Below are 17,492 nucleotides of genomic sequence, written 5' to 3'. Positions count from 1 at the left end.
GCCAGAACAGGTCCGCCATCGCCGCCTCCGTGCTGCAAACGGCGGCTCTGAATCACAAAACCAGAATTCTCGCAACGTCTTGGTTCGGTTCACACCCTAGCGCTCGCGAAAAAACATGCCCACCCTGGGATGAACGGCCCAGGGCCGGGCGTATCAGGCAAGGACCTCCGATGGCGAGCCATCCGGATCACGACCAGGGCGGCTCCCGGGCCTCTACCGTCCTGCGGGTGACGAGCGGCAACTTCCTGGAGATGTTCGACTTCTTCGCCTTCGGGTTCTACGCCACCTACATCGCCAAGGCGTTCTTCCCGAGCGAGAGCGACGTCGCCGCGCTGATGCTGACCTTCATGACCTTCGGGGCTGGCTTCCTCATGCGGCCCCTTGGAGCCGTGCTGCTCGGGGCCTATGTCGACCGGGTCGGCCGCCGCAAGGGCCTGATCGTCACCCTGTCGATCATGGCCGCGGGCACCATCCTGATCGCCCTGGTGCCCGATTACGCCAGCATCGGCCTCGTGGCGCCGGTCCTGGTGCTGATCGGCCGCCTGCTCCAGGGCTTCTCCGCCGGTGTCGAACTCGGCGGCGTCTCGGTCTACCTCGCCGAACTGGCGCCGCCCGGCCGCCAGGGCTTCTACGTCGCCTGGCAATCGGGCAGCCAGCAGGTGGCGATCATGGCGGCGGCCGCCATCGGCTACGCCCTCAACCGCCTGTTGATGCCGGCCGAGATGGGCGCCTGGGGCTGGCGCATCCCTTTCCTGATCGGCTGCCTCCTGGTGCCGTTCCTGTTCTACATCCGGCGCTCGCTGCAGGAGACCTCCGCCTTCCGCGCCCGCAAGGTCCACCCGCCGGTGGGCGCGGTGCTGCGGACCCTCGCCCGCAACTGGCGGATCGTCTGGCTCGGGATGCTGATGGTGGCCATGACCACGATCGCGTTCTACGCGATCACGGTCTACACGCCGACTTTCGGCAAGAACGTCCTCCGGCTCTCCGACACCGACAGCCTGATCGTCACCTTCTGCGTCGCGGTCTCCAACCTGTTCTGGCTCCCCGTGATGGGGGCGCTCTCCGACCGGATCGGGCGGCGTCCGATCCTGCTGCTGTTCTCGGGGCTGACCCTCGTCACCGCCTACCCGGCGCTGGCCTGGCTCGTGGCGCATCCGAGCTTCGAGACCATGCTGGCGGTGCTGCTGTGGCTGTCCTTCCTCTATGGCGGCTACAACGGCGCCATGGTGGTGGCGCTCACCGAAATCGTGCCGCCGGAGGTGCGCACGGCCGGGTTCTCCCTGGCCTATTCCCTGGCGACCGCGCTGTTCGGCGGGATGACGCCGCTGATCGCCACCTGGCTCATCGCGGAGACGGGCAACAAGGCGGCGCCCGGCCTGTGGCTCGCCCTCGGCGGCGCCTGCGGACTCCTCGCCACGCTCATCATCTATCGCCGGAGGGCGTCGGATCTGCCGGCCCCGGTCACGTCCGCTCCGCTCGCTTCCGCCCCCGTCACGCCGGCGCGAACGTGAAGATCCGGCGTCCGGGCAATTCGCCCGCATCGCCGGTGTCGCGGAATCCGACCTTGCGCAGGAGACCGGCCGAGGCCGCGTTTTCGGGACGGCACTGGGCGATGATGAAGCGATGGGGGAAGCGCTCCCGCAGCAGGCCCACGGCGGCGGTGACAGCCTCGGTGCCGAGCCCCTGCCCCCGGGCCGCGCCGCCGACCCAGTAGCCGACCTCGGCGGCATGGTCGCCGCGCAGGTGCAGGCCGATCACCGCCGCGAGGGCGCCGTCCGACCGCAGCCGTGCCCCGAGGAAGCAATCCTTGGTCACCTTGGCCGGGCCGATCAGCCGGCGCGCGTCCTGGAGGGTGAAGGGCGTCGGCAGGAAATCGACCACGCCGGTGATGGCCGGGTCGTCGGTCAGCGCCCGCACGGCCTCGGCATCGGACGGCACCAGCGGCGCGAGCCGCAGCCGGGCCGTCTCGACGGGCTTGAGGTTCGCGAGGCTGTAGCGCGAGGCGAGCTTGCGGAAGAACATGCCCCGGATTTGCGCCCGCGCGGCCCGGGACACAAGCGGCATCGCGCGCCGCCGGGTACCCTCACCGAAAAACCTGCCCCGGATCGTCTCCGGGGCAGGCACCGGCATGGAAAAAACCCGCCCGGACATTTCCGGGGCGGGCACCGGCATGAAAAAACCCGCCCCGGACATTTCCGGGGCGGGCTCCGTCGTCAGGGTGTCGGGCGGGTGACGCCTAGGGGTGGATCACCATCGCGCTGAAGGGATGCACGTAGGCCTGCAGCATCACCAGGCAGCCGACGAGGCAGGCCAGCACGATCGAGTGCCAGAACACGAAGCGCAGGATCTTGCCCTCCTGGCCGAAATAGCCGGTGGCGGTGGAGGCGACGACGATCGACTGGGCGTCGATCATCTTGCCCATCACGCCGCCCGACGAGTTCGCCGAGGCCATGAGGATGCCCGACAGGCCGAGCTGCTCCGAGGTGATCTTCTGCAGGCCGCCGAAGAGCACGTTCGAGGCCGTGTCCGAACCGGTCAGGGCGACGCCGAGCCAGCCGAGCAGCGTGCCGAAGAACGGGTAGAGGATGCCGGTGCCCGCGAAGGCGAGACCCAGGGTGGCGTCGACGCCGGCGTAGCGGGTGAGCACGCCGAGGGCCAGCATCGCCGCGATGGTGATGAGCGAGTAGCGCAGGACCCAGATCGTCTCGAGGTAGGCCGTCACCAGGCGCCAGGGCGAGAAGCGCATGATCAGGCCGGAGATGATCGCGGCGAAGAGCACGCCGGTGCCGGTGTAGGACATGTAGGTGAAGGAGAAGACGGCCGCTTCCGGGTGCGCCTTGGCCACCACCGGCGGCACCTTCATGATGACGTTGTGCAGGCCCGGGACCTCGTACTTCCAGGTGAAGAGCGGGTTGACGATGCCCTTGAACCAGCCGGTGCCCCAGATCGCCACGATCACCGAGAGGATGATCCACGGAACCCAGGCCATCATGATCTCGCGGGAGGTCGCGGTGCGGCCGCCCAGATCGACCTTCGGCAGGTCGCCGGGCACGGCGGCGCCGAGGGAGACCGGACGGCCCCCGTTGACGTAGCCGATCGACGGGTCGTTGCCGCGCAGCGCCGGGGAGGTCCAGATCTCCTTCGGCTGCCAGACCTTGAGGAAGGCCACCAGGGCGGCCATCGAGATGAGGGAGGCGCCGATGTCGACGATCCAGGGGTTCACGTAGTTCGAGATCAGGAACTGGGCCGCCGCGAACGAACCGCCGCAGACCAGGATCGGCGGCCAGATCTTGATCATGCCGCGGAAGCCCGCGAACACCCAGATCAGCCAGAACGGCACGATGATCGAGAAGAACGGCAGCTGCCGGCCGATCATGGCGCCGAGGATGTAGGGATCGTAGCCCGTCACCGAGGCGAGGCCCTGGATGGGCGCGCCGAGGGCGCCGTAGGCCACCGGCGCCGTGTTGGCGATGAGCGAGAGGCCCGACGCCGCCAGCGGCGAGAAGCCGAGGCCGATCAGGATCGCGCCCGTCACCGCCACCGGGGTGCCGAAGCCGCCCGCGCCCTCGAAGAAGGCGCCGAAGGCGAAGGCCACCAGCAGGAGCTGGATGCGCCGGTCCGTGGTGATGCCCGCCACCGATTGCTGCAGGGTCGCGAACCAGCCCTTCTCCACCGTCAGGCGATAGAGGAAGATGACGTTCAGAATGATCCAGCCGATGGGGAACAGGCCGAGCGCCACGCCGTAGGCGGAGGCGCGGGTGGCCAGATCCGCCGGCATGCCGAACAGGAAGACGGCGACACAGAAGGCCAGCACGAGGGAGAGCACGGCGGCGATATGTGCCTGCACCTTGCCGCTCGCGATCATGCCGAGGAGGGCGATGACCGGCAGCGAGGCCGCCAGGGTCGAGAGCCAGGGACTTCCGAACGGATCGTAGACCTGATTCCAGGTGGTCACTGTGTTCACGGGCGCCGTACTCCTCCAGGGCAGCCCGATCTCCTGCCGGGCCTTGCTTCGTTGCTAGCAGAGCAGTTCGGCGGGCTCAACGCGGTTAATCATGTATTCAGAGGGTGTTGCATGCGGATATCAGCGCGCGGCGCGACGGGGCTGACAAATGTTGCCCCGATTTAGGACACCGAGCCGCACATCATCGTGGTGCCCGAGGGGAACATGCCCCTCCGACGACCCGTTCCCGGTCGAGACCCCGAGCGACCGGAACCGGAGATTTAATCTATGTTTATGCGCGTCGACAAGCTACAGGCCGAGCTTCCCGCCCCGAAGCGGAAAGATCCCAACGCGGCTGCGGCCCTACAGGAACTCCTCGGCGGCAAGTATGGTGAGATGTCGACTCTGGGAAATTACATGTTCCAGAGTTTCAATTTCCGCAGCAAATCCAAGCTACGCCCGTTTTATAGCTTGGTTGCCGCCATCACGGCCGAAGAACTCGGCCACGTGGAGCTCGTCAGCAACGGCGTGGCGATGCTCAACAACGGCCCCGACAACGACGGCGACGCCAAGGACGGCGGCGACATCTCGAAGGCGCCCTTCGAAGACATGAAGGATATCCGGCTCGCGGCCGCCTTCCTGTCGAACGGCGGCGGCGTGACCCCGGTCAACAGCAACGGCGCCTCCTGGAACAACGACTTCATCACCACCACGGGCAACGTCGTGGTCGACCTGCTGCACAACTTCCATCTCGAATGCGGCGCCCGCCTGCACAAGCTGCGGGTCTACGAGACCCTGAAGGACCCGACGGGCCGCGAAGTGTGCGGATACCTTCTGGTGCGCGGCTCGGTCCACGCCCATGCCTACGCCCTGGCGCTGAAGAAGATCACCGGCGTCGAGATCGAGAAGTTCCTACCGACCCCGAACATCAACCTCGACAAGATCCCCGAGTGCCAGAAGTACCTGCAGGAGGGGTCGCATCGCCGGCTCTACACCTTCAGCCCCGGCGACTACACCGAGATGGCCGGCATCTGGGGCAATGGCGAGATGGCGCTCCCGGGTGATCCGCCGGGCGAGCTCAGCGTCGTCGAGGGCATGCCCGAAGGCGGCAAGATCCACCAGCTCACCGGCGTCCCCTCGGCCTTCACCCCGGACTACGCGCCCGAGGAGATGTTCGAGATCGCCGAGAAGCTGACGAAAAAGGCCCGCTGACGCGGACCTTTCTTCGAAGCCATCCTGGGGCGGTCCCTTCGGGGGCCGCCCTTTGTCATGCGCCGGCCGGACAGGAGCCGGCCGGGCTTCAGCCGCGCCGGGAGGCGCGCCAGAGCGCCCACAGGCGGCGCCAGCGCGGAATCTCGATCACGGTGTTGAGGGGATCGTAGCCCGGCCGCTCCATGGCGGCGAGGTAGGGCTCGACCAGGGCCACCGGCAGGAAGGCGGGACGCGCCGCCGGCGCGATGGTGGCGCGGGCCGCCTCGTAGGCCTTGAGATGGCTGCGCGCCAGGGCCCGCAGGTCGGCGGCGGCGCGCAGGAGCCCGGGGCCGCCGCGTCCGGTGACGATGTCCTCGCGGGTGACGCCATAGGTCTTGAGGATGTCGGCCGGCAGGTAGACCTGGCCGGAGCGGGCGTGCCACGGCAGGGCCCGCAGCAGGCCGGTGACCCCGTAGGCCACGCCGGCATGACCGGCGGCGGCGGCCCCGCCGGGCTCGACCCCGTCGCACAGGACGAGGGCGCCGAGCCGGATCAGGGACGAGACGGTCTCGCCGCAATAGCCCTCAAGATCGTTCACCCGGGGCATCGGGTCCTCGTAGAGGTCGAAGACCCGGGCATCGATCAGATCGACGAAGGGCTGGCGCCCGAGCTTGCGCCGCACGATGGCATCGTCGAGGGCCGCGGCGACCGGGTTGGCCTTCACGTCGCCGCGCGCCTCACCCTGGAGAGCGTCGCGCCACCATTGCAGGCGGATCTCGCCGGCCATCGGGTTGGAGGCGGCCTCGCGGACCCGCGCGACGGTGAGGCTGAAGGCGATGAGGGCGAAGAGGTGGGGCCGGGCGCTCGCCGGCGCGAAGAGGGTGGCGAAGTAGCGGTCGGGGTCGCCCTCCCGCACCAGGGCCTCGCAATGCTGGAACGCGAAGGCAAGGTTGCCCTCCGCCGTGGCGGCGCGGGTGTCGGACTCGGTCATGCCCCGGCCCCCCTCACGCGACCGCGATCAGGGCGGCGGCGACCTTGCGGTTCTCCGCCATGAGGATGTTGTAGGTGCGCGCCGCCGCGCCGGTCTGCATCACGTCGAGTCCGATGCCACCCTCCTTGAGCCAGCGCCGGAGCGCATCAGGGAAAGGCGCGATGTCGAGCCCGGTTCCGACGAGGAGCAGGTCCACCGCTCCCGCCTCGGCGAGAATCGGCCGCAGGGCATTGCGGTCGATGCCGCGGGGCTCGGTCACGTCCCAGGCCCGGATGCCCGAGGGCGTGACCAGGATCGAGCCGCGATGCGACATCTCGGCGAAGCGGAAGCCGCCATTGCCGTAGGCGTCGATCAGGTGGCGCCCGGGAACGAAGCCGTCGTGCAGGCTGCCGGAGGACGCCATGGCCGCTCCCTACTCCGCCGCCTGGGGCAGGCGCCCGCCGGTGGGGCCGTTCCCGCCGGTCGGACGGGCCTGCGCCTTCACGCCCGAGAGCATCAGGCCGAGATAGATCAGCACCGGCGTCGAGATGAAGATCGCCGAGTAGGTGCAGATCACCACGCCCGCCAGCATCACGATGGCGAAGCCCTTGATCGCCTCGCCGCCGAACAGCACCAGGGCCAGCAGCGACAGGAAGGCCGAGGTCGCGGTCATCACCGTGCGGGACATGGTGGAGTTGATCGAGAGGTTGAGGAGTTCCACCGTCGGAATGGTCTTGTAGCGCCGCATCAGCTCGCGGGTCCGGTCGAACACCACCACGGTCTCGTTGAGCGAGTAGCCCACGATGGTGAGGATCGCGGCGATCGAGGTCATGTTGAACTCGATGCGGGTGATGACGAAGACGCCGAGCGTCAGCACGATGTCGTGCAGCGTGCCCACGATGGCGCCCAGAGCCAGCTCCCGCTCGAAACGGAACCAGAGGTAGAACAGGACGGCCAGCACCGAGAGCACGACGCCGATGGTGCCGGACTGCACGAGCTCGCCCGAGACGCGCGGCCCCACGGTCTCGGTGCGGCGGAACTCGTAATCGGCGTCGAAGGCGGCATGCGCCTTCTGCATCACGGCGGTCTGGCCCTGCTCGCCCGGCTGAAGCGGGAAGCGCACCAGCACCGTGCCCTCGCCGCCGAGTTCCTGCACCTCGGTCTCGCCGAAGCCGAAGCCGTTCGCCGTATGGCGGACGGTGCCGACATCGGCCGTCTTCGACTTCGCCTGCAGCTCCACCAGGGTGCCGCCCTTGAAGTCGATGCCGAAATTCAGCCCCACCGTCAGGAACAGCACCACCGTCGCCACCGACATGAAGGCCGAGAGCGGGAAGGTGAAGCGCCGGAAGCGCATGAAGTCGACGTGCGACTCGTCGGGCCAGAGGCGGAGCAGGCGCATGATCGGTCTTTCGGCGATGAGGTCGAACGGAGGCCCGATGATCGCACACGCTGCCCCGGGCTCGGCGTCATTCCGGGGCGCCGAAGGCGAACCCGGAATCCAGAACCACGGATGGCGCCGGTCCTGCCGCGTCGGTGCGTCTGGATCCCGGGCTCCGCTTCGCGGCCCCGGGATGACGCGGTGACGTGACGACCGTGCGGATCACGCGAAAACCGGATCGACCTCCCTTTGCAAGCAGTGAACGGACGGACAGCGAAGTTCAGAACGGCCAGACTTTTAGAACGGCAGAGCCTTTGGAACGGCAGGACGTCTAGAACGAAAGGACCTCTAGAACGGAAGGGCTTTGGGCCGGGCCATGTTGTACCACAGGGCGATCATCATGCGGGTCAGGGTCACGGCGGTGATGACCGTGGTGAGGATGCCGAGGATGAACACCACGGCGAAGCCCTTCACCGGGCCGGAGCCGAGGAAGAACAGGATCAGAGCGGCGATCGCCATGGTCGAGTTCGAATCGATGATGGTGGCGAAGGCCTTGTCGAAGCCGGCCTGAAGCGCCGAGACGATGGAGCGCCCGGCCCGCACCTCCTCGCGCACGCGCTCGTAGATCAGCACGTTGGAATCCACCGCCGTGCCGATGGTGAGCACGATGCCGGCGATGCCCGGCAGGGTCATGGTCGCCTCCAGCACCGACATCAGGCCGAGGATGAGGCCCACATGGACGATGAGGGCGATGTTGGCGAAGAAGCCGAACACCCCGTAGGTGGCGAACATGAAGACGACCACGAGGGCGCCCGCCACCAGGGTCGCCAGCTTGCCGGCCTGGATCGAGTCGCGGCCGAGGCCGGGGCCGACCACGCGGCGCTCGACCACGGTGAACTTGGCCGGCAGGGCGCCGGCCCGCAGCAGCACCGACAGGTCGTTGGCCTGCTGCACCGTGAAGTTTCCGGTGATCTGGCCGGAGCCGCCGGTGATCGGCGTGTTGATGCGGGGGGCCGAGACCACCTCGTTGTCGAGCACGATCGCCATGCGGCGGCCGACATTCTCGGAGGTCGCCTGGCCGAAGCGCTGGGCGCCTTTCAGGTTGAACTTGAAGCTGACCATCGGCTCCTGGGTCTGATGGTCGAAGGCCGGCTGCGCGTCGATGAGGTCGCCGCCATCGGCCATGATCCGGCGCTCGACCGGGACCCGAGCCCCCTTCTCGTCGCGGGATGGCAGCAGATCGACGTCACCCGAGGGCGAATCGGCCAGCATGCGGAATTCGAGCTTGGCGGTGGAGCCGAGGAGCTTCTCCAGGCGCTCCGGGTTCTGCTCGCCCGGCACCTGGATCAGGATGCGGTCGGCCCCCTGCTGCTGGATCGACGGCTCGGTGGTGCCGGTGGAATCGAGGCGGCGGCGGATGACCTCGATGCCCTGGCTCACGGCGCGGCGGGTGCGCTCGGTGATGCCGGCCTCGGTGAGGGTCATGCGGATCAGGCCATCGGGCTGCTCGGCGATGTCGAGGGTGCGCCCGGCGCCCTGGCCCACGAGGGGGTTGGCGATCGGCTGGGCGAGTTCGCGCAGCTTGGGCAGTAGCTTGGCGCGGGCGGCCGCGTCGGTGACGCGGACCTGGACGCCGCGCGGCAGGAGCTGGATGCCGCCCTCGGCCCGCACGCTCTCCTGCTGGAGGATGCGGCGGACGTCGTCGCGCAGGGCCTTGGCCTGCGAGGCGACGAGTTCGTTCTGGTCGACCTCCAGCAGCAGCTGCGAGCCGCCCTGGAGATCGAGGCCCAGCACGATGGCGCGCTGGGGCACGATCCAGCTCGGGAACCAGCCCGGCAGCGAGGCCATGAAGCCCTTGCGCTGCTCGGGCGAGAAGAAGCTCGGCACGGCGAGGCTGAGGCCGATCAGGATGACGGCCAGCGTCGTGACGATCTTGGTTCTCGAGAAGCGCAGCATCCGCCGGTACCGTCCTGTGTCCGTGCCTGTGTCCGTGGGTTCAGTGGCGATGCGGGCCGAGGGCGGCGCGCATCGCGGGTCTTGAGCCGTCAGGCGGCCTTGACCGGCGCGCCCTTGACGCGGACTTCGGAGATCATCGCGCGCACGACCTTGACGCGGACGTTGGGGGCGATCTCGACCTCGATCTCCGAGGCCTCGTCGGCGACCTTGGTGACGCGGCCGACGATGCCGCCGGTGGTCACGACGGTGTCGTCGCGGCGCACGTTCTTGACCATGTTCTGATGCTCCTTCACGCGGCGCTGCTGCGGGCGGAGGATCAGGAAGTACATGATGACGAAGATGAGGACGAACGGCACCACCTGCAAGGCGATGTCCGCTCCGCCAGCGGCCGAAACGGCCCCTTGCGCGAAGGCGGGGGTGATCAAGCGGGTGACTCCTCAAGGATAGGGCCGGGTCCGCCAGACCCTCGTCGAGGGGGCGTCCGGGCTTGTCAAAAAGCGCGCGGACTATAGCCAGGGCCTAAGTGAAAGCAACGCCGCCCGGGTGAGGCGAATGGGTCGAGCCCCCGAAAGGGGCCGTCCGCCGCGCGATTTATCGGGTTCATGCCGATGGCCCGGCGCCGTAAAGGACCGGATCTTCCGCGATCTCCGCCCGCTTCCAGCCCGTTCGAGGAGCCCCCCATGACCGCCACACCTCCCGCCGCCACGCCTCCCGCCGACACGCCTCCCGCCGGTGCCGCGACCCTCGCCGCGGTCCTGCCCGTCCTCGAGCGGATCGCCGCCGCCCTGGAGCGCGCCGCCCCCGTTCCCCCTGCCCCCGTCGACCTGACGGCGGCGGATGCCTTCCTGTGGGGGCCGGAGCGCCGGCTGATCCCGGTGCCGCGGGTCAACCGGGTGGCGATCGGACTCCTGACCGGCATCGACCGGGCCCGCGACACCCTGGTGGAGAACACGAGGCTGTTCGCCGCCGGCCTGCCGGCCAACAACGCGCTGCTGTGGGGCGCGCGCGGCATGGGCAAGTCGTCGCTGGTCAAGGCGGCGCACGCGGCCATCAACGCGGCCCGCGCCGACGGAGCCCTGCCCCTGAAGCTCGTCGAGATCCACCGCGAGGACATCGAGGCGCTGCCCGACCTGATGGCGACCCTCCGGGCCGACGCCCATCGCTGGATCGTCTTCTGCGACGACCTCTCCTTCGACGGCGACGACACCTCGTACAAGTCCCTGAAGACGGCGCTGGACGGCGGCATCGAGGGGCGCCCCGAGAACGTGCTGTTCTACGCCACTTCGAACCGGCGCCACCTGCTGGCCCGGGACATGGTGGAGAACGAGCGCTCCACGGCGATCAACCCCGGCGAGGCGGTGGAGGAGAAGGTCTCGCTGTCCGACCGCTTCGGCCTCTGGCTCGGCTTCCACAAGTGCAGCCAGGACGAGTATCTGGCGATGATCCGTGCCTACGTAGCGCGCCACGGCCTCAAGGCCGAGCCCGACCGGGTACGGGCCGAGGCCCTCGAATGGGCCACCACCCGCGGCTCTCGCTCGGGCCGCACCGCGTTCCAGTTCATCCAGGATCTCGCCGGGCGCCTGGGGCAGCGGCTGGAGGGGTGAGGACCCAGTCTCATCGTCACGCTTGCGCTGCGCCCGCTCAGAGACCGGATCATCGCGCCGCGCGGCCGCAAGTCAGGGCGATTGCACAGGCTGATCGGCTCATCGGAAACCCACGCGCAACACCGCGTCATCCCGGGGCCGCGCAGCGGAGTCCGGGATCCAGAAACACTGGTTTTGCAAGGTCTTGCACTGTCGGCGGCTCTGGATTGCACGCCGTTGGCGCGCGCCTTCGGATCCGGACTCACCTGCGGCGCTCCAGAATGCCAGCGCGCCACTGGGCGTAAGCTCCGTCCGGTCTGCCGCGGATCGCAGATCGAACCTCCGACCGAGCCACACCGTCTTTATCAAGCCGCGTCCATCACGCAGCCATCCGTCCCGTCACGGCACGCGGTGACCCAAAAAAAGGGCAGGGAACGCTGTCTCCTGCCCCCTGGGGCGCGGCCCCCAATTCAGGCCGCGCCGAACGTCGGATGACCAATTAATCCTTGAGGTCGGCCGGCACCTTGCCGCCATTCTCTTCCAGCTTCTTGATGACCTGCTTGTGCAGCCAGACGTTCATCGTGGCCGAGTCTTCCTTGTCGCCGGTGTAGTGCAGCTCGTCGGCGAGCTGCTTGCGGGCGGTGAGGCTCGAATCGAGGTCGAGGAGCTTCATCAGGTCGACGATCGAGGTGCGCCAGTTCAGGCTCTGCGAATTCTTCGCCGCCATGCCGTTGAGCACCTGCTCGACGTCGACGGGGCCGCCGGCCGGGGCGCCGGTGCTGGTCGGGGTCGAGGCGGGGGCATCCGAGCCGCCGGCGGAGGGCTGCGCGTTCGCTTCCGACGGCTTGGCCTGGGCATCTCCGCCGCCGAAGGGATGGAGGATCTTGCTGACGATGCTGCCGAGGAGGCTCATAACAGGTGTTCCCTCAATCTCACGTCGGCGGCCGGTGCCGCGACGGGGTGACAACGGGGTGAGTCCGGACGCGTTCCCGTAACGGCACAGATCACCGGGCGACGCGGGCGAATCCAAGGGGCAGCCGACCTTGCCGGGCAGCCCGCTTCCCTTCGATGGTAGGAGATTCATCTTCTCTCACGAGCATTCCGCGGAGATGAAAATGCCAAACATCCGGGCCGTGACGTCGAGACCGGAGCGGATTCTTGCGCTGCGGCCCCGTGCATGCCACTGCGCGGCATCCTCCTTGCCGGCCCCACGCCGCCGCACGCCGTCCCGCCGCGTGCGCGCCCGGGTTCGGCCCGTCCCTGACCGGAACCCCCCGATGCGCCCCACCCGCCGTACCGTGACCCTCGCCGCGACTTTTGCCGCGTCCCTCGCCGCCGGAGCGGGCCTGCTCGCCGCCGCCCCGGCGGCGGCGCAGACCGCCACGCCCGTGCCGGTCCGCATCGGCGTCATCCCGGTGATCGGCGCGGCGCCGGTCTTCGTGGCCAACGGCGAGGGCTGGCTCAAGGAGGCGGGCCTCGCCCCCACCTTCACCACCTTCGAATCCGGCCCGAACATGATCCAGGCCCTGGCCTCCGGCACCATCGACGTCTACGTCGCCGGCGTGGCGCCGCTGGCCGTCGCCCGCACCAAGGGCATCGACGTGCGGGTGGTGGCCGCCACCGCCATCGAGGAGATGGTGTTCGTGGCCGGCCCGAAGCTCGCCCCCTACTTCGCGAACGGCGCCGACAAGGCCGAGGCCTTCGCGCAGTTCCGGGCCAAGGAGGGCAAACCCGCCCGCCTCGCCACGCAGCCGCCGGGCTCGGTGCCCAACACCACCCTGCAGCACTGGCTCTGGCAGGTGGCGAAGGCCGACAAGGCCAATGCCGAGGTGGTGCCGATGGGCATCGACGCGACCCAGCAGGCCATGCTGGCCGGGGCCGTCGACGGCGCCTCGATCCGCGAGCCGGCGCTGACCATCGTGCAGATGCGCAATCCCGCCATCAAGCTGATCGCCACCGGCGGCGAGATGTTCCCGGACCAGCCGGGCACGGTGGTGGGCGTGTTCGGCGCCTTCGCCGACAAGAACCCGGCCGCGGTGGAGGGCCTGGTGAAGGCCGTGATGCGCGCCACCGAACTCCTGACGCGCGATCCGGCCCGCGCGGCCAAGCCGGTGGAAGCGGCGCTCGGCAAGGGCATCACCAACATCGCCACCATCACCAAGGCGCTGACCTCGCCGGCCGCGAAGTTCACCGCCGACCCGCGCCAGATCATCGCCGCGACCAAGGCGATGCAGGCCTACCAGGTCTCCATCGGCACCCTCGACAAGGACGTGCCCCTCGAGGGGCTGTTCGAGCCGAAATACTACGAGGCCGCCACGAAGCGCTGACGCATCCCGTCAGCCCCGGTCCCGTGCGCGCTGCGCCTGGGTGAGCCCGCCATAGCCCCAGGCTTCCGCCGGCACCGCGTCGACCACCACGTAGGTGGCGAGGGGCAGGCCCGCCCCGAGAGTCCCGGCGAGCAGCCGATGCGCCGCCGCGATGAAATCCGCCATCTGCGCCGGGCCGTTGCTGCCGGCCGTGATCGTGGCCACGAGATGGGCCGCGACGGCCACGGGCACGGCCCCGACGCTCCAGGCGCCCGACGCCGTGCCCTCCACCACGACCGCCGTGAGGTCGGCGCGCTTGCCCAGAACCTCGGCCATCAGGGTCGTGACGCCGGCTTGGAGCGCGGCCACGGCCTCGTCGCGTGGAGGTGGGCCGGCCAGGGTGATGCGGACGAACGGCATGGAAGTCTCCCGGGGCTGTCGCTGCACGGCGGGTCCGTGTTGACGCCCACAGGCTTAGGCGCGCAGAACACGCGCGAAAATCGCGAAGATCCGAACGGATCGTTTGGGAAACCCGAATGGTCGCGCCGACCGCCCTCGACCTCGATGCCCTGCGCAGCTTCGTCACCGGGATCGATCTCGGCAGCTTCGCCAAGGCCGCCGACCGCCTCGCCCGCTCGCCCTCGGCGGTCAGCCTGCAGCTCCGCAAGCTGGAGGCTCAGGTCGGCCGGCCGCTGACCCGGAAATCCGGCCGGGGCCTCGCCCTGACCGAGGCCGGCGAAGCCCTCCTGGGTCCGGCCCGGCATCTCCTCGCCCTCAACGACGAGACCCTGGCCCGGCTGCGCGAACCGGCGCTGGCCGGCAGCGTCCGCCTCGGCCTGCCGCAGGATTTCGCCGAGACCTGGCTGCCGGACCTCCTCGGTCCGTTCGCGCGCCAGCATCCCGCGGTGCGGGTCGACGTGCTGGTGGACGGCAACACCGCCCTGCTGGCGGGATTCCAGGCCGGGCGTCTCGACCTCCTGCTGGCCTGGGACGCCGTCGCCGCGGATTCCGGGGCTTCGACGGCGGCGCTCTGGCCGGGTCCGGCCCCCCTCGCCCGGCGCGATCTGCCGATGGCCTGGATCGGCCCGCGCGACGGCTTCGTGCGCGATCCCGGCACGCCCCTGCCCCTGGTCGCCTTCGCGGCGCCGTGCCTGTTTCGCCATGCGGGTCTGCGGGCCCTCGACGGGGCCGCGATCCCGTGGCGGGTCGCCTTCACCTCGCCGAGCCTGAGCGGCCTCTGGGCCGCGGTGGGGGCCGGTCTCGGCATCGCCCTGCGGGTGCCGCACGGCCTGCCGCCGGGATTGCGGGCCCTGGAACCGGACGCGGCGAACCTGCCGGCGCTGCCCCGGATCGGTCTCGCCCTGCGGGTCTCGACCGCGCGCCGCTCCCCGGCGCTGGACCGCTTGGCAGAGCTGCTGCGCGCCGCGATGGTTCCAAACCTGTTCGGCTAAGCGTCTGTTCGGCCGAGAGGCTGGTCGCCCGAGGGCCTATTCGGCGGCGAACAGGCCCGGCAGGCCGGATTCCTCGGCCGGCGGCGATGCGGCCGGGGCGCCGGATTTAGTCTCGACCGGGGCCTTCGGGTCGCCCGGCGCGGTCTCGCAGGCCAGGGCCGGCAGGGCGACGATGCGGTTGCCGCGGTAATCCATGCGGCACACGATGGTGCCGCGGGTCTCCACATAGGCGAGCAGGCGCCGGGCCCGGCCGGGCGAACGGCTGCCGATCGCCCGGGCCAGGGCCTCGTCGCCGGGGCAGGGCTCGCCGGCCAGCGCCGCGCGGGCCAGCAACAGGAACAGGCCCTGGACCTCGTCCGGCAGGGCGGCCGCGGCGGCCTGCGCCTCCTCCCAGCGCGCGTCCACCGCGCCCGGGGCGTCGTCGTCCGCATCGAACCCAGCGCGGGCGACGCCGAGGCGGCGGCGGAAGGCGGCCAGGCTCATGGCCTCACCGTCGAGGCCGCGCATGCGGCAGCGCACGAGGAAATCCTGGTAGATGACCGCCACCGGCTGGCCGCCGGCATCCGGGTCGGCGGCGATGCCGCGCAGGACCGCGTCGAGCCCGGCGCGGATCTCCTCCTCGCTCATCGGCGCGGGCGCCTCCACCGGCTCGGGGCGGTAGGCGCTGAGTTCGCGCATCAGGTCGGCCGGCGTGGCGCGGGGGGTCGGCGGCGTGCGCGGGGCCGGCGCCCAGCCCTGCGCCGGCTCGTCGGGCGAACGGGTGAGGATCAGGGCGCGCAGGTCCGCATCGGCCGGGGCGGGCAGCGGCACCAGCTTGGGCGAGCCGGAGCGCGCCGAGGTCGTCACCGGACCGATGCGGAGCGCCAGGGGCCGCCGGCTCAGGGCCGGCCCCAGAGCCACGAACTCGCCGCGGGACAGATCGCGAAACCGCTCGGCGCCGCGCCGGTCGAGGCCGAGGAGGTCGGCGGCGCGGGCCATGTCGATGTCGAGGAAGGTGCGGCCCATCAGGAAGTTGGTGGCCTCGGCCGCCACGTTCTTGGCGAGCTTGGCGAGGCGCTGGGTCGCGATGATGCCGGCCAAGCCCCGCTTGCGGCCCCGGCACATCAGGTTGGTCATGGCGCCGAGCGACGCCTTGCGGGCCTCGTCCGAGACGTCGCCGGCCGCGGCGGGCGCGAAGATCTGGGCCTCGTCGACCACGATCAGGGCGGGGTGCCAGTGGGTGCGCTCGGCCTCGAACAACCCGCCCAGGAAGGCGGCCGCCGCGCGCATCTGCGCCTCCATGTCGAGGCTCTCGAGGGTGAGCACCACCGAGACCCGGTGCGCCCGCACCCGCGCGGCGATGGCCTGGAGGTCGGCCTCCCCGTGGGCGCCGTCCACCACCACGTGGCCGTAGGCCTCCGCCAGGGTGACGAAGTCGCCCTCGGGATCGATCACCACCTGCTGCACCGCGCCGGCGCTCTGCTCCAGCAGACGCCGCAGCAGGTGCGACTTGCCCGAGCCGGAATTGCCCTGGACCAGGAGACGCGTCGCCAGGAGTTCCTCGAGGTCGAGGCGCGCGGGCTCCGCCCCCGGCCCCATGCTCAGACCCATCTCGATGCCGACCGTCATGCCTGCTCCGGCTCCCGCGCGGGGGCTGTTCCGCCGCGCCTCCTGGCTCTCGCACGAAGGTCTTAACACGCGGGCCAGCCGGCCGGTCCGTCTCGCGAGGCCGGCATCCACAGGCCAGGGGCCGCACCCCGGGCGGGGGCTGAGCCGGCGAATCTTTTCTTGTTCCGTTTTCGTTCCAAAGGCACGAAAAGGGTATTATCTTTAATCCTAGGATATAGAACCTGTGCTCTTTGTCCTAGGTCTCTTGACCTATATCACCTGCGCGAGGGCGTCGATCGCATTCCGTATGGAACAAACATGGAACGATCGCCGGCACGGAGACCTGCCGTCACGGAGACCTGCCGGGAGGGAGACCTGCCGGCACGACGATCGACAATCGTCACAAGTTCGGCAGGCTTGAGGGAGAGTCGCAGGCCTTCAAAGCCACCCGCGGCAAAGGCAGCCCTTGCCGCTCCGCCGGCCTGTTCCAGTTAATCCCGTCATGAACCCAGTCCTCGTCGTCGCCCTCGTCTGCGCCTCCACCGTCCAGGCCCCGGATTGCTCGCGGGAAACGGCGCTCGACATCATCACGGGCCCCGCCCACACGCTGCAGGAATGCCTGATGCAGGGACCCGTGCTCGCCGCCAATGCGGGGCACGGCAACGACCAGGGCACCTACGTGAAGACGCGGTGCGAACCGCGGCGCTGACGCCGCGCGGAAGGGCGGGACACGCCAGGAATACCGGACACGCCAGAATACCGGACACGCGAGGGATACCGGACACACCATGGATGACATCGATCCCGAACGCGCGGTGATGATCCGCCTGCGCGCCCGCCTCGCGGTGGTGGAGCGCGCGGCCTGGTTCGGCCTGGTCCAGGCGATGCGGACGCAGCCCGCGGAGACCGAAGCCTATCTCACGGCCGAGCGGGCCAAGTGCGCCGAAGGCTTCGGCCAGCGCGGCTGGGCCGCCGACCTGACGGAGGCCGAGCGCCGCATGCTCGGCGCCGAGGTCGATGCCGGCCTCGCCGGCCTCATCGCGGATGCCAAGGCCGAACTCGGCCAAACCTGATGCCCAAGGCGGGGCTCGGCCCGATCTAATGCCCAAGGCCGGATTCGGCCCGAT

The 17,492-nt window shown here is 69.9% G+C and carries 17 protein-coding genes; 7 read left to right on the top strand and 10 right to left on the bottom strand.

The window, feature by feature from the left end; translation table 11 throughout:
- The first annotated feature begins 170 nt into the window (after positions 1 to 170).
- A complete protein-coding gene (locus ASF60_RS04955; protein ID WP_056181262.1) occupies positions 171 to 1,511 on the top strand; it encodes an MFS transporter in 1,341 nt (446 codons plus the stop codon).
- On the opposite strand, the gene ASF60_RS04950 is transcribed toward ASF60_RS04955, so the two are convergent.
- Both ASF60_RS04950 and ASF60_RS04945 read right to left on the bottom strand, forming a co-directional pair.
- A complete protein-coding gene (locus tag ASF60_RS04950) occupies positions 1,492 to 2,022 on the bottom strand; it encodes a GNAT family N-acetyltransferase (RefSeq protein WP_056181316.1) in 531 nt (176 codons plus the stop codon). The genes ASF60_RS04955 and ASF60_RS04950 overlap by 20 nt on opposite strands.
- Before the next feature lie 214 nt (positions 2,023 to 2,236).
- On the bottom strand, positions 2,237 to 3,955 hold the full coding sequence (locus ASF60_RS04945) for an L-lactate permease (RefSeq protein ID WP_056181313.1): 1,719 nt from the start codon (positions 3,953 to 3,955) through the stop codon (positions 2,237 to 2,239).
- A 276-nt stretch (positions 3,956 to 4,231) separates the two neighbouring features.
- Here ASF60_RS04945 and ASF60_RS04940 point away from each other — a divergent pair, with 276 nt between their 5' ends.
- A complete protein-coding gene (locus ASF60_RS04940; RefSeq protein WP_056181259.1) occupies positions 4,232 to 5,155 on the top strand; it encodes a manganese catalase family protein in 924 nt (307 codons plus the stop codon).
- Between the two features lie 88 nt (positions 5,156 to 5,243).
- On the opposite strand, the gene ASF60_RS04935 is transcribed toward ASF60_RS04940, so the two are convergent.
- The 5 genes from ASF60_RS04935 to yajC form a co-directional block, all read right to left on the bottom strand.
- Positions 5,244 to 6,125 carry a phytoene/squalene synthase family protein gene (locus tag ASF60_RS04935; RefSeq protein WP_056181256.1) on the bottom strand — a complete coding sequence of 294 codons (882 nt, stop codon included), beginning with the start codon at positions 6,123 to 6,125 and terminating at the stop codon, positions 5,244 to 5,246.
- Positions 6,126 to 6,138: 13 nt separating this feature from the next.
- Positions 6,139 to 6,528: an Mth938-like domain-containing protein gene (locus tag ASF60_RS04930; protein ID WP_056181253.1), complete on the bottom strand. Its 390-nt coding sequence runs from the start codon at positions 6,526 to 6,528 to the stop codon at positions 6,139 to 6,141.
- Between the two features lie 9 nt (positions 6,529 to 6,537).
- On the bottom strand, positions 6,538 to 7,503 hold the full coding sequence (gene secF, locus ASF60_RS04925; RefSeq protein WP_056181250.1) for a protein translocase subunit SecF: 966 nt from the start codon (positions 7,501 to 7,503) through the stop codon (positions 6,538 to 6,540).
- A 327-nt stretch (positions 7,504 to 7,830) separates the two neighbouring features.
- Entirely contained in the window at positions 7,831 to 9,438 is a 1,608-nt protein-coding gene (gene secD, locus ASF60_RS04920; RefSeq protein WP_056181249.1) for a protein translocase subunit SecD, read from the bottom strand.
- Positions 9,439 to 9,527: 89 nt separating this feature from the next.
- Positions 9,528 to 9,863 (bottom strand): preprotein translocase subunit YajC, encoded by a 336-nt coding sequence (yajC, locus tag ASF60_RS04915; protein ID WP_056181245.1) that lies wholly within the window; start codon positions 9,861 to 9,863, stop codon positions 9,528 to 9,530.
- A 255-nt stretch (positions 9,864 to 10,118) separates the two neighbouring features.
- Between yajC and ASF60_RS04910 the strand changes: the two genes are divergently transcribed.
- The gene (locus ASF60_RS04910) at positions 10,119 to 11,042 is read left to right on the top strand and encodes an ATP-binding protein (RefSeq protein WP_056181241.1); all 924 of its coding nucleotides are present in this window, start codon (positions 10,119 to 10,121) and stop codon (positions 11,040 to 11,042) included.
- 478 nt (positions 11,043 to 11,520) lie between these two features.
- Here ASF60_RS04910 and ASF60_RS04905 read toward each other — a convergent pair whose 3' ends face one another.
- The gene (locus tag ASF60_RS04905; RefSeq protein ID WP_055949101.1) at positions 11,521 to 11,934 is read right to left on the bottom strand and encodes a DUF3597 domain-containing protein; all 414 of its coding nucleotides are present in this window, start codon (positions 11,932 to 11,934) and stop codon (positions 11,521 to 11,523) included.
- A 364-nt stretch (positions 11,935 to 12,298) separates the two neighbouring features.
- Here ASF60_RS04905 and ASF60_RS04900 point away from each other — a divergent pair, with 364 nt between their 5' ends.
- On the top strand, positions 12,299 to 13,348 hold the full coding sequence (locus ASF60_RS04900; RefSeq protein WP_056181238.1) for an ABC transporter substrate-binding protein: 1,050 nt from the start codon (positions 12,299 to 12,301) through the stop codon (positions 13,346 to 13,348).
- Between the two features lie 9 nt (positions 13,349 to 13,357).
- On the opposite strand, the gene ASF60_RS04895 is transcribed toward ASF60_RS04900, so the two are convergent.
- Complete coding sequence (locus ASF60_RS04895; protein ID WP_056181233.1) at positions 13,358 to 13,747, bottom strand: tautomerase family protein; 390 nt, start codon at positions 13,745 to 13,747, stop codon at positions 13,358 to 13,360.
- 116 nt (positions 13,748 to 13,863) lie between these two features.
- Between ASF60_RS04895 and ASF60_RS04890 the strand changes: the two genes are divergently transcribed.
- A complete protein-coding gene (locus tag ASF60_RS04890; protein WP_056181232.1) occupies positions 13,864 to 14,778 on the top strand; it encodes a LysR substrate-binding domain-containing protein in 915 nt (304 codons plus the stop codon).
- A gap of 36 nt (positions 14,779 to 14,814) precedes the next feature.
- Here ASF60_RS04890 and ASF60_RS04885 read toward each other — a convergent pair whose 3' ends face one another.
- On the bottom strand, positions 14,815 to 16,386 hold the full coding sequence (locus ASF60_RS04885) for an ATP-binding protein (RefSeq protein ID WP_056181229.1): 1,572 nt from the start codon (positions 16,384 to 16,386) through the stop codon (positions 14,815 to 14,817).
- A gap of 481 nt (positions 16,387 to 16,867) precedes the next feature.
- On the opposite strand from ASF60_RS04885, the gene ASF60_RS04880 reads away from it, so the two are divergent.
- Both ASF60_RS04880 and ASF60_RS04875 read left to right on the top strand, forming a co-directional pair.
- Positions 16,868 to 17,074 carry a hypothetical protein gene (locus ASF60_RS04880; RefSeq protein ID WP_056181226.1) on the top strand — a complete coding sequence of 69 codons (207 nt, stop codon included), beginning with the start codon at positions 16,868 to 16,870 and terminating at the stop codon, positions 17,072 to 17,074.
- 79 nt (positions 17,075 to 17,153) lie between these two features.
- On the top strand, positions 17,154 to 17,438 hold the full coding sequence (locus ASF60_RS04875) for a hypothetical protein (protein WP_056181223.1): 285 nt from the start codon (positions 17,154 to 17,156) through the stop codon (positions 17,436 to 17,438).
- Positions 17,439 to 17,492: the final 54 nt, after the last annotated feature.

Source organism: Methylobacterium sp. Leaf113 (assembly GCF_001423325.1).
Classification (GTDB): Bacteria; Pseudomonadota; Alphaproteobacteria; order Rhizobiales; family Beijerinckiaceae; genus Methylobacterium.
Note: the sequence above shows the minus strand (reverse complement) of the source record. Positions and strands in the feature narration are given on the sequence as shown.